The following is a 13,336-nucleotide window of genomic DNA, read 5'->3' as shown; positions in this document are numbered from 1 at the left end:
GGCTTCCTATAATAATAGTTTTTTTGTATTTTTCGGTTGAGTATACTTTCTTCCTGCTGCGTATTATATAAAACAATGATAAATAAATTAAACATGAAACTACTTCGATTTTTGGTGTTTGGAATAATGTCCGTTATTCTGTTACCCAGCAATATGGCAGCCGAATGGCAGTGGTCTGTACAGCTGCCAGATATTATTTCCAACGAAACGAACGATCATCCGCAAGCATTCTTGTGGATACCTTCCGATTGTACTCAAGTGAAAGCTGTGATAATAGGCAATCATAATATGACAGAGGAGACTTTGTTTGAAAATTTTCTATTTCGTGAAAGATTATCAGAAACGGGTATAGCACTGATATGGATTACTCCCGGATGGGATCAAAGATGGGATATAAGTACCGGATGTCAGGAAGCTTTTGAAAAGATGATGGAGGATTTTGCGAATGTCAGTGGCTATAGTGAATTGAAATATGCTCCGATTGTTCCGTTCGGACATTCGGCAATGGCTACCTATCCGTGGAACTTTGCAGCCTGGAATCCCGACCGCACATTAGCCATTATCTCTTTGCATGGAGATGCGCCACGCACTAACCTTACCGGATATGGTCGTGACAATATGGAGTGGGGGAAACGTACGATTGACGGCATCCCTGGATTGATGATTGAAGGCGAATACGAATGGTGGGAAGACCGTGTAAATCCGGCTTTGGCATTCCGTATGATGTATCCTAAAAGTTGTGTCTCTTTCCTTTGTGACACAGGACGCGGGCATTTCGATATAGCCGACCGTACCGCTGGTTATATTGCGTTGTTCTTAAAGAAAGCACTGGAATATCGTATGCCCGCAACGTATGATTTGGATAAGCCTGTGGAATTGAAGAAGCTGAATCCGCAGAATGGCTGGCTTGCCGAAAGGTGGCATCCGAATCAGAAGAAACGTGCAAAAGCTGCTCCTTATAAAGAGTATAAAGGAGACTCGCACGATGCATTCTGGTATTTCGATAAGGAAATGGCTGAAATGACGGAAGAACGCTATCGCCGGGAGAGAGGGAAGAAACCACAATATTTAGGTTTTGTACAAAAGGGGCAATTACTCACATATAATCCCAAATCCCATGTGAAAGTTGCCGCCCGCTTCCTGCCGGAAAAAGACGGATTGACTTTTCATCTGAAAGCTGTATATACGGATAGCTTACATACTGCAATTTCTGACGAACATTCGCTCACTTCTCCTGAAATAACCCGTATCTGTGGCCCGGTTCAGAAAGTGAACGACACTACTTTTACTGTCCGTTTTTACCGTATGGGAATGTACAATCAGCGCCGTACGGGAGATATTTGCCTTCTAGCCAGCAATGATGGTGACAAGCACTATAAAAGCACAGTTCAGGAACTTAGTTTCCGGATTCCTTATCGCAATACGGAAGGTAAACGCCAGCATATTCTTTTTCCGGGTCTTGACGATGTGAAGAAAGGCACGGAAACTATCTCTTTACATGCAACTTCCGATTGCGGGCTACCCGTATATTACTACGTGAAAGAAGGGCCGGCAGAAATAGAGGGAAACAAGTTGGTATTTACTCGAATTCCCCCACGCAGTAAGTTCCCGTTGAAAGTGACTGTGGTGGCATGGCAATATGGATTGGCAGGGGAAGTACAGACTGCCGAACCGGTAGAACGGAGTTTTTTCATTTATCCATGAAATATTAAATTCGTATTTTTGCATTGAGTAATAGGCGGAGTCTATTCGTATCCAATAATAAATAAGGATATTAAAAATGATTATGAATAAGAAATCTTTAGTTGCAATCGCATTATTGGCAGTATCGGCTATATCGTCGGCTCAATCTGTGTACCCCGGACAGCACCAGGGGAAAATGAAAAAAGAGACAGTGGCTCCTGTTCGGGTAGAAAGTTTTGATTTGAAAGACGTCCGTTTATTACCGAGTCGCTTTCGTGGCAATATGTTGCGGGATTCCGCATGGATGACCTCTATTGACGTAAGTCGTCTGTTGCATAGTTTCCGGACAAATGCCGGAGTCTTTGCCGGTCGTGAAGGCGGTTATATGACAGTGAAAAAACTCGGTGGTTGGGAATCCTTGGACTGTGAACTTCGCGGACATACTACCGGACATCTGCTTTCGGCTTACGCTTTGATGTATGCCGCTACCGGAAGTGAGATTTTCAAGCTGAAAGGGGATAGCCTTGTCAACGGGCTGACCGAAGTTCAGAACGCTTTGAAAGGCGGATATTTAAGTGCTTTTCCCGAAGAACTGATAAACCGAAATATCCGTGGAAAGAGTGTTTGGGCACCTTGGTACACTTTGCATAAGCTTTATTCCGGTCTGATAGACCAATATCTGTATGCGGATAATCAGCAGGCTTTGAAAACAGTGACCAAAATGGGCGACTGGGCTTATAACAAACTGAAACCACTTAGTGAAGAAACCCGCAAACTCATGATACGCAATGAGTTTGGAGGTGTCAATGAATCATTCTACAATTTGTATGCTATCACAGGAGATGAACGTTACCGTTGGTTGGCTGAATATTTCTACCATAATGATGTAATTGACCCGTTGAAAGAACTTCGGGACGATTTGGGAACCAAACATACGAATACGTTTATCCCGAAAGTCATAGCCGAAGCGCGTAACTATGAACTGACAGAGAATGAGACCAGCAAAAAGCTCTCGGAATTCTTCTGGCATACCATGATTGACCACCATACTTTTGCTCCGGGATGCAGTAGTGATAAGGAGCATTTTTTCGACCCGAAGAAATTTTCTAAACACTTGACCGGCTATACCGGAGAAACCTGCTGTACTTATAATATGTTGAAACTTAGTCGTCATCTTTTCTGTTGGACGGGCGATTCATCTATTGCCGATTATTATGAAAGGGCACTATATAATCATATCCTGGGACAGCAAGATCCGGAAACAGGAATGGTTACTTATTTCTTACCCTTACTTTCGGGCTCACATAAACTGTATAGTACCAAAGAGAACTCTTTCTGGTGTTGTGTCGGCAGCGGATTCGAAAATCATGCTAAATATGGAGAAGCTATCTACTACCACAACAACCAGGGAATCTACGTAAATCTGTTTATTCCTTCCCAAGTCACCTGGAAAGAAAAAGGATTAACCCTTCTCCAGGAAACGGAATTTCCGAAAGAGGAAACGACCCGGTTTATTATTCGTGCCGAGAAACCGGTTCGTACTACTGTTTATCTAAGATATCCTTCATGGAGTAAAAAAGCGGAAGTTCTTGTGAACGGTAAAAAAGTAGCAGTAAAACAAAAGTCGGGTTCTTACATCGCTATCACCCGTGACTGGAAAGATAATGACCGTATCTCGGCTACTTACCCGATGCAGATTGAATTGGAAGCCACTCCCGATAATCCGAATAAAGTGGCTTTATTGTATGGCCCGTTAGTGCTTGCCGGAGAACGGGGTACGGAAGGTATGCAGGCTCCCGCACCTTTCTCTAATCCTGCTCTTTATAATGATTATTATACTTATAATTTCCATGTACCTGCCGATTTGCGTACCTCATTGAAAGTAGATATGAAACATCCGGAACGTACTTTGCAGCGTACAGGAAAAGAACTGGAATTTACAACAGAACAAGGAGATGTGATTCGTCCGCTTTATGATTTGCATCATCAGCGTTATGTGGTATATTGGGATTTGCAGTCGAAATAGAAAAATTTAAGAACGAATTACACGAATTACGCGGTTTTATAATTATAATTGCATCAAATATAATTGCATCAAACAACAGCGTAGTTCGTGTAATTTGTGTTTAATACGAAGTTAATAGATAACGAAAATGAAGGGAAGATTATTAATCATAATTTTTATAAGTATCTGTTTTATTGCAGGTTCCTGCAATGTATCATCCGTACAAGGGAGTCGTTATAACTTCTCTTTATTAGATTCTGTTATTCAAGGATGGGTGAGTAAAGAGTACTATCCCGGTGCTTCTATCTGTGTAGTAAAGAATGATTCTGTCATTTTTCAGAAGAACTATGGTAGCTATACTCCTGATACAAAAGTATACGTAGCCTCTGCCGGAAAATGGGTGGCGGCTGCTGTTATCGGAGCGGTTGTGGATAGTACCAGTTTGGACTGGGATGACCCTGTGGAAAAGTGGTTGCCGGAATTTAAGGGAGATGCCAAAGGAAAAATCCTTTTGCGACAATTGTTATCTCATACTTCCGGAGTGCGTCCCTATCTTCCTGAACCGCGTGTAGATAATTACAATCATCTGGATTCCGCCATTATTGAGATATTGCCGTTAGATACGGTTTTTACTCCGGGAAGCCGGTTTCAGTATGGAGGGCTTGCCATGCAGATTGCCGGAAGAATGGCGGAAGTGGCAATGGGGAAAGAGTTTGAAACTCTTTTTCAGGAATTATTAGCACAGCCATTAGAAATGAAAAATTCTCATTTTACTCCGATAAATACAGATGGCGGACATGCCCCGATGTTAGGTGGTGGTCTGTGTACTACCTTGAACGATTATATTCATTTCCTATCTATGATTTATCATGATGGAATGTATAACGATAAGCGGATTATATCAGCAAAAACTGTAAAGGAAATGCAGGCCGACCAAGTGAAAGACGCAATAATCCCTTCGAATAACTCGGATAATTATGTAGCGAAAGGGCTAGGACAATCCCACAATGGAATCTACGGATTAGGAGAATGGCGTGAATTAATCGATAAAAAGACAGGTGAAGCCTATCAGATTAGTTCACCAGGATGGGCTGGTGCTTACCCATGGATCAATAAACGGGAGAACGTTTATGGCTTCTTTATTGCTCATGTAGTTGGTGCTTCCAGTAAAGAAGATGGTTTCTCGTCTTTTTATGGTAGTCCTGTAATTTCGAGAACTGTTTCAGAGATTGTAAAGGGACATCCGTTGGTTGTGAAACAAGGCCGCGTTGAAGTGGGCAACGGTTCTCTTTACTATGAGGAAGCCGGCACAGGTGCTCCCGTCATTCTTGTTCATGGTCATTCTTTGGATCATCGTATGTGGGATGAACAATTTTCCGTACTGGCAAAAAAATATCGTGTGATCCGCTATGATTTGAGAGGATATGGCATTTCGTCTTCACAAACGGAAGACTATCAATTCACACACGCTGAAGATTTAGTTACTTTGATGGATTCTTTGTACATCAAGAAAGCGCATATCGTTGGACTTTCTTTGGGTGGGTTTATTACTGCTGATATGTTGGCGTATTTCCCTGACCGGATGTTATCTGCTTTTTTAGCCAGTGGAAACATTCGGAAATCGAAAGGCCCAAGTGAACCGATGACTCCGGAAGAAGCAAGAGTACGTGATAAGGAGATTGCTGCTTTGAAAGAGAAAGGGGTAGATGTGATGAAGAAAGAGTGGTTTGAAGGATTGATGAAGTCAGGAGGAAGTCAGCGGGAACGAATGCGTGAGTCTCTATGGCAAATGATCGATGAGTGGGATGCGTGGCAACCTTTACACAAAGAAGTACGGGTAGTAGCTGGTTTGGATGCCATCGAAAAATTGAAAAAGAATCATCCCGATGTACCTGCTTTAATTGTTGAAGGTCATTCTTCCGGTAACCGATTCTCAAAAGAACCTCCCATCTTACAATATCTTCCCAATGGAAAACTGAAAGTAATTGACGATTGCGGACACATGCTGAATATGGAACGCCCGGAAGAATTTAATGCAGCATTGGAAGAATTTTTGAAAAGCGTTCAATAAAGAATAATATTGTAACTGATTAATATATTATAGAACAAGGCCTGCATTGTTTTTTCCATGCAACGTTCAGAAGTGAGAAGAAACCGACAACTGTTATTGTGAATGGTAATAACTTCCCTGTTGTTTACAAAAACGCTCATGTGAAAGTGAAATATCAATAAATCTTCAATAGCATTGAGTAAATAATTTCTCCCCTTCGTATTTGTTTATCACATATAACAGATACGAAGGGGAGACTTTTTTTATAAGAAGGAATGTGCTCTTTTGGAGATTTTTATGTATGTTTGTCACATGTTTAATATGAAAGGAAGCGGTTGTAAGTGAAGAACACGATTAAATATCTGATTCTTTTAATAATGTGTTTGGCTTGCGGTGTAAATCTGCAAGCCCAGAATTATACATTTCGTAATGTAGTCATGTCCGATGGACTGTCCGGGTTATTGGTGAATGCCATTTATAAAGACTCGGAAGGTTTTGTATGGCTAGGAACAGATAATTGTCTTGATCGTTTTGATGGTGTGAAAGTTCGCCATTATGAATTTCGAGGCGTGGATTCCGGAAGGAAGAAACGGGTGAACTGCATCACGGAAACAGCCGACAATCAGCTTTGGGTGGGAAACGGTATCGGACTTTGGCGTCTGAATCGTGTAAACGGCCAGCTGGAGAGAATTGTTCCCGAAAAGATAGATTTTGCTGTAAATACCTTACTTCCGGATGGAGATATTCTCTATATCGGTACGGAGAAAGGGCTGTTCATCCAAAAGGACGGGCAATTGCTCCAAGTATTGACCGACCGGAATATGCTGGCTGCCTGTAATCGAATTATGGATCTCTGTCTGAATGAAGATAAAAGTGCGTTATGGCTGGCTACAGTGCAAGGTTTATTCTCTTATTCATTGAAAGATGGTAAGATTGATTCCTGGCATTTCCAGGAGAATGTTCCCGAGGCCGATTACTTCCGCTGCCTGACTCGTATTGGAGAAACCCTTTATCTAGGTACAATGAGCCAGGGAGTAGTTCGTTTCGATATAAACAAAAAGAGCTTTTCGCATACAGTATCTTTAGGCTGTGATGTCATTTCCGACATATCCAGTGATGGAAAGGAGACTGTATATATAGCAACAGATGGCAATGGCGTTCATTTCCTTTCGCATAAAGCCCAACAAGTGGCACGTCGTTTTTGTCACGATGTAAGTGATAAAGAAGGTATTCGCAGTAATTCCATTTATTCACTATTGGTGGATGACAGAGGTGCTGTTTGGGTGGGGCACTTTCAGGCAGGTTTAGATTACTCACTTTATCAGAATGGTCTTTTCCAAACTTATGCTTATCCTCCTCTGTTTAACTCTGCCAATCTTTCCATTCGTTCTTATGTCAACAGAGGACACGAAAAGGTCATCGGTTCACGTGATGGTTTGTATTATATAAATGAAACTACCGGAGTCGTAAAGAGTTTTGTGAAACCTGTTTTGACTTCGGATTTGATATTGACAATCTGCTTTTATGAAGGCGAATATTATATTGGTACGTATGGCGGAGGCATGATGGTGTTGAATCCGGAGACGTTATCTCTAAAATATTTTGCCCAGGGAGGAGATGGAGATGCAGAGCTGTTTCAGAAAGGACATATCTTTTGTGTGCGACCGGATGAGAAAGGAAATCTCTGGATAGGCACTTCACAGGGATTGTTCTGTTATAATAAACAGGCAAAACAGATCAAACACTTTACCAGCGCCAATTCCCAATTGCCAGAAGGTAACGTTTATGAAGTTAGTTTTGACTCTACCGGCAAAGGATGGATTGCCACGGAAACCGGTATGTGTATATATGATCCTGCTTCTCAAAGTTTACGATCGAATGTGTTCCCTGAAGGATTTGTGCATAGGGATAAGGTGCGCACCATTTATGAAGATGCCGGACACAACCTTTATTTTATTCGTGAAAAGGGGAGTCTGTTTACCTCTACTTTAACGATGGATCGTTTTCGGAATCGTTCCGTCTTTTCTACGCTTCCTGACAATTCGCTGATGTCTGTTATAGAAGATAACCAGGGTTGGCTGTGGGTAGCCTGTAATGACGGGTTGTTGCGTATCAAAGAAGAAGGGGAAGAGTACGATGCCTTCACTTTCAATGATGGAGTGCCGGGACCAACTTTTACGAATGGAGCCGCTTATAAAGATGAAAAAGGACTATTGTGGTTTGGTAACACCAAAGGACTAATTTATGTTGATCCGAAACGTGTGGACGAAGTGCGTGGCAAGGTTCGTCCGATTGTATTTACCGATATACTGGCTAATGGCGTACCTTTTACCAGTTCCTCTTTGAAATACAACCAGAATAATTTGACTTTCTGTTTCACAGATTTCGCCTATGGTCTGCCATCTGCCTTACTATATGAATATCGATTGGAGGGAGTGGACAAGGACTGGAAACTATTGGCTGCACAGAACGAAGTTTCTTATTACGGACTTTCTTCCGGAACTTATACTTTCCGTGTACGTCTTCCGGGAAATGAGCAATCCGAAGCTAGCTGTCAAGTAACAGTACGCCCTATGATACCTTGGTGGGGATGGGCACTTTCCGTTTTATTAATCGTAGGAATTATAGCCTTTATACGGTATTATGTTTGGAAACGTATGCGTCGTTTGCTTGCTTCTTCTGCTTTGTCGATTTCGACATCAACGGAGGAGGAAATACAACAGAGAGAACAAACTGTAGAACAGCCAGAAGTAATTTCAGAGCAACAATCTTCCGTTGTTGAAGAGAAATATAAGACCAATAGACTGACCGAAGAGGAGTGTAAAGAACTTCATAAGAAACTGGTGGCTTATGTAGAGAAAGAAAAGCCATATATCAATCCCGACTTAAAAATGGGTGACTTGGCTTCTGCATTGGATACTTCTTCACATTCATTATCGTATCTTTTGAACCAGTATCTTAATCAGTCTTACTATGACTTCATCAATGAATACCGTGTTACCCAATTCAAAAAGATGGTAGCGGATAGCCAATATTCCCGCTATACTTTGACTGCACTGGCAGAACTTTGTGGTTTTAGTTCGCGTGCTTCTTTCTTCCGTTCATTTAAAAAGAGTACGGGAGTTACTCCGAATGAATACATCCGTAGTATAGGCGGAACAGCCAAAGAAGAGTAACTTTTCGACTTATTATCTCTGAAATCTATTTTGCACCCATATTCCCTTCACCCTTCACTTCTCTCTGTTCATCGGGGATAGAGGGTGAAGGTTCTCGATTCACTGAGTGACTTTCTTCTTTTCACTTGTTTCTTTCCATTATCTATTAATAGATAAGTTCTTCTTCTCCCTATATAAACTTCTTTTGGTCCTATTGCAAAGTTGTTTTTTATAGGACGTAATCTATAATTGCAAGCTTTCATTTATAGTTTACCAATCGGTAAGATCGTGAAATGGTGAGATTGAAAAGGAGAGAAAGGTAAGGGCAAACAGGTGTAAGTGGAGCGAAAATGCGTAGATTTTAGTGTATGGAGTCTCATTTTATAAAGTGATACTCTATTTGGTGTGAATGTAAATTATTGATAATGAGAAGTATATGCTTGAATAAGTCTAACTAGATTCGTTGAGATTGATCCGCTTTATTTTACGACCGTTATATCCGAAATCCCTTCTATATTTGCATCGTGATTAAAACCGAAAAAGATAGTATTATGGAAACAATAGCTAAAACTTACGACGACATTATCACCCATTCTTATGAAGAATATTATCAGGTGATTCTTACCTATATTACTTATCGTATCACTCATCGCTACGAAGCGGAGGATCTAACCCAAGATGTATTTGTACGTCTGCTGGACTACAAACAAATGCTCCGTCCCGACACAGTGAAATATTTTCTGTTCACTATTGCCCACAATATTGTAATCGATTATATCCGTCGTTATTATAAGAAGCAGGAGATAGACAGCTACATCTATGATACTATGTCTACTTCTACCAATGAAACCGAAGAAAAAATTATCGGTGATGATTTAATGACAATGGAACGGACTCGTCTGGCTGCCATGCCCGAACAACGTCGGTTAATTTATACATTAAGCCGTTTCGAAAATAAAACTTCTCCGGAAATCGCTAATGAACTGAATCTAAGTTGTAGGACGGTAGAAAACCACCTGTTTCTTGGACGTCGTGAAATGCGAGAATTCTTCCGAAATTGTATATAATCTTATTCATTAATAAATAACCCTTTGTGCTTATGGAAAAGGAGTCAGAATTTACAAAGAGGCACTTGTATGCCTTACCTTATTTTAGAGAACAAAAATTTAATACTATTTTTAAACCTCAAATTTAATTTTATGAAACGAAGAGGATTAATATTTAATTCGCGACCTAACAAGACAGCTGTCTTTGCGTTAGGATTAATGTTGGGACTTTGTCCTGTTTCAAAGGCATGGGCTGATGCGGATTTAAGTGACAATCAGGTAGTAATGCAGACGCAAAAGAAAGTGAAAGGTCAAGTGATTGATGCGACTGGCGAACCATTGATTGGTGTGAATATTAGCGTTATTGGTGGAACTGAAGGCACGATTACTGATATTGACGGGAATTACACGGTCAGTGTGCCGACAGGTGCAAAATTGAAGTTTAGCTATATAGGCTATAAAGACCAGCTAGTGGAGGTGGGTACGCAAACTATTGTCAATGTGAAAATGCAGGAAGATAGTGAAGTTCTGGATGAAGTAGTTGTTGTGGGATATGGTTCACAGAAGAAAGAGACATTAACTGGTGCGGTGACAGTCGTTTCCGATAAAATGCTGGAAAATAAAGGTGCTATGTCGAGTCCTGTACAGGCATTGCAAGGGCAAGTACCGGGAGTTATTATTACCCGTTCCTCCGGTGCTCCGGGTGATGAAAGCTGGGGAATGAAACTGCGTGGTGCTGTATCGGCCAATTCCACAGACCCGTTAATCATTATTGATGGAGTAGAATACGAAAGTGTGAATGAACTTCGTTTGCTTAACTCTGCCGATATTGAATCCATCAACTTTTTAAAAGATGCTTCGGCGGCTATCTACGGATCGAAGGCAGCAGGTGGTGTTATTTTGGTGACTACCAAACAGGCTAAAGAAGGAAAGGCTAAAATAGAATATAGTGGTTCTTATACGCATAAATTTGTCGGTTTACAGCCTAAAATGATGAGTATTGACCAATGGAGTGAAGCTATTATTACTACTCGTCACAACGATGGTTTAGGTGATGATGACCAATGGATAAAATATGCACAGCTTGCTCAAGCTTATAAAGGTGGATATATTGATTTATCTAAAAATCCGAATCCGATACCCGCTTTCGGTGATGTGGACGATTATGTCTTTATGGATACTAACTGGCAGGATGTATTGTTTGGCAATGCAGGTTCTACGCAGCACAATTTGAGCGTATCCGGTGGAAACGAAAAGTCGTTGTATCGTCTTTCTGTAGGTTATATGTATGATGATAGTACCTTGAAATGGGGAAATAATAATAATAAACGTTTCAATGTTCGTTTGACGAATACGGTAAAGTTGACGGATAGGTTTACTATCGAATCCGTGATGGCTTATAACCGCCAGGATCAGGTGTCTCCAACGATGATTGACAGGGTTCTGACTTCCAGTTATCCCCAGCCGGGATTGCCTTCCTCTACTATGGATGGCAAACCTTATCATTGGGGTGGAAATTATACTCCCAACTGGTATGCAGAACTGGGAGGTGATAATAAATTGAAAGTATCCGGTATTAATATTAGTGAGAATTTGAAGTATCAATTTACTTCTTACTTGGATGCAGTAGTCAATTTAGGCTACAATACATCTACTGCGACACGTGATGGAGTAAAGAACAGCATTACTTGGTACACCTATGACGGAACGTTGAGTACGGCAAAGACAAATGCTATCAATAATCCTAATCAGGCCTCTACGGAATATTCGAAATCTTTTGCCCGTACTGATTACTACTCTGTTTCAGGCTATTTGAATTATCACCAGACATTGGGAGAAAAACATAATGTTACAGCTATGCTTGGTGCACAATATAATTTGAAAGAGTATGATTATACAGTGGTGACAGCGAAGGATGTGCAGAGTTCATTGGAAATATTGAATGGATCGGGTGAAATAACATTGAAAAACTCGGCAAAAACCTCCGGTCCAAGTAAATGGCATGAAGCTATGATGTCATATTTCGGACGTTTCAATTACAATTATATGTCTAAGTATCTGTTGGAAATGAATCTCCGTTATGATGGTTCTTCTAAGTTCCGTCCTGAGAACCGATGGGATTTCTTTTATGGATTCTCGGGTGGATGGCGTCTTTCCGAAGAGGAATTTATGAAAAACGTGAAATTTGTCAATGAACTAAAATTGCGTCTTTCTTATGGAGTTGTTGGTAATCAGTCAGGTATTTCACGTTATGATGGTATGCAGTTATACAACTTTAATTCAGTCAATGGGGCTTACATTGGTGATGGAAGAATCTCCTATATTAAGACTAGCGGTGAAATTGCTACTATGGGACGTAGTTGGGAACGTATTCATAATTATAACTTAGGATTGGACTTTCATTTGTTTGACAGCCGCCTGCAGGGTACGGTAGAATTGTTTATGAAGAAGAATAACAATATGCTGATAGCAGTTGCTTATCCGGGAATTCTGGGAGATAAAGCTCCTGCTTCCAATAGTGGAAAATTTGAAGCAAAAGGATATGAAGGAACTGTGACATGGTCGGATAAAATTGGAAAAGTGAACTATCATGTGGGAGGTACATTTACCTATGCTGATAATAAACTGGTAGACTATGGTGGAGTGACGGTATTTAAATCCGGCTTTGTAGACAAACAACAGGGGTACTCGTTGAACTCGGTATTCGGTCTGAAATATTGTGGAAAGATTCAGACAGAAGAACAATTGCGCAAGTACATTTATAAATATTATAATAGTAACGGTATAGGTATGCCGAAGGATCTCCGTTTGGGTGATAATATGTATGAAGATGTAAACGGTGATGGTAAGTTGGATGAAAAGGATTATGTTTATTTGGGTTCGGATGATCCGAAAATTTCCTATTCGTTCAATGTCGGAATAGAATGGAATAATTTTGATTTGTCTGCTGTATTCCAAGGTGCGGCCAAACGAACCATTTTCCGTGACGAAAGTAATGATAATTATCGCATACCGATGCGAGCCGCTCACTTGAATTCAACGACACAATCTGTGGGAAATGTGTGGAGTCCTGATAATAGAGACGGACGCTATCCGACATATACTAATATTAGTACGATTAATAATTATAATTATCAGTGTTCTTCTTGGTCGGTAGAAAATGGTAATTATCTGCGTCTGAAGAGTTTGACGTTAGGCTATAACTTCCCGGCTTCATTGCTTAGCAAGACGAAAGCGATCAGCAGACTTCGTATATATGTATCTGGAGCCGATTTGTGGGAAGTGAGTAAGATTAACGATGGATGGGACCCCGAAGCTTCACGCAAGGTATCCGGTAATGGACGTTTCCCGTTCAATCGTACTTGTACTGTCGGATTAGATGTAACCTTTTAATACT

General features: G+C 40.8%; 6 protein-coding genes. All 6 read left to right on the top strand.

All coding sequences use genetic code 11. The features are described 5' to 3' along the window. Nucleotides 1-93: 93 nt before the first annotated feature. The 6 genes from H8S63_RS06450 (at nt 94) to H8S63_RS06425 (ending at nt 13,332) form a co-directional block, all read left to right on the top strand. On the top strand, nt 94-1,704 hold the full coding sequence (locus H8S63_RS06450; protein WP_186926193.1) for a hypothetical protein: 1,611 nt from the start codon (nt 94-96) through the stop codon (nt 1,702-1,704). 76 nt (nt 1,705-1,780) lie between these two features. Continuing rightward, nucleotides 1,781-3,709, top strand: a complete 1,929-nt coding sequence (locus H8S63_RS06445; RefSeq protein ID WP_186926191.1) for a glycoside hydrolase family 127 protein — start codon at nt 1,781-1,783, stop codon at nt 3,707-3,709. 127 nt (nt 3,710-3,836) lie between these two features. Then, on the top strand, nt 3,837-5,759 hold the full coding sequence (locus tag H8S63_RS06440) for an alpha/beta fold hydrolase (protein WP_186926189.1): 1,923 nt from the start codon (nt 3,837-3,839) through the stop codon (nt 5,757-5,759). Between the two features lie 320 nt (nt 5,760-6,079). Beyond that, nucleotides 6,080-8,914 carry a two-component regulator propeller domain-containing protein gene (locus H8S63_RS06435; RefSeq protein WP_186926187.1) on the top strand — a complete coding sequence of 945 codons (2,835 nt, stop codon included), beginning with the start codon at nt 6,080-6,082 and terminating at the stop codon, nt 8,912-8,914. A gap of 530 nt (nt 8,915-9,444) precedes the next feature. Beyond that, nucleotides 9,445-9,960 carry an RNA polymerase sigma-70 factor gene (locus H8S63_RS06430; RefSeq protein ID WP_186926185.1) on the top strand — a complete coding sequence of 172 codons (516 nt, stop codon included), beginning with the start codon at nt 9,445-9,447 and terminating at the stop codon, nt 9,958-9,960. Between the two features lie 69 nt (nt 9,961-10,029). Continuing rightward, entirely contained in the window at nt 10,030-13,332 is a 3,303-nt protein-coding gene (locus H8S63_RS06425) for a TonB-dependent receptor (protein WP_186926183.1), read from the top strand. Nucleotides 13,333-13,336: the final 4 nt, after the last annotated feature.

The sequence above is a fragment of the Bacteroides sp. NSJ-39 genome (assembly GCF_014287315.1).
Taxonomy (GTDB): domain Bacteria; phylum Bacteroidota; class Bacteroidia; order Bacteroidales; family Bacteroidaceae; genus Bacteroides; species Bacteroides finegoldii.
Note: the sequence above shows the minus strand (reverse complement) of the source record. Positions and strands in the feature narration are given on the sequence as shown.

What these genes read in the sequence shown, in the direction of transcription:
- H8S63_RS06450 (WP_186926193.1), top strand. Translation starts at nt 94, where the DNA reads ATGAAACTACTTCGATTTTTGGTGTTTGGAATAATGTCCGTTATTCTG.
- H8S63_RS06445 (WP_186926191.1), top strand. Translation starts at nt 1,781, where the DNA reads ATGATTATGAATAAGAAATCTTTAGTTGCAATCGCATTATTGGCAGTA.
- H8S63_RS06440 (WP_186926189.1), top strand. Translation starts at nt 3,837, where the DNA reads ATGAAGGGAAGATTATTAATCATAATTTTTATAAGTATCTGTTTTATT.
- H8S63_RS06430 (WP_186926185.1), top strand. Translation starts at nt 9,445, where the DNA reads ATGGAAACAATAGCTAAAACTTACGACGACATTATCACCCATTCTTAT.
- H8S63_RS06425 (WP_186926183.1), top strand. Translation starts at nt 10,030, where the DNA reads ATGCCTTACCTTATTTTAGAGAACAAAAATTTAATACTATTTTTAAAC.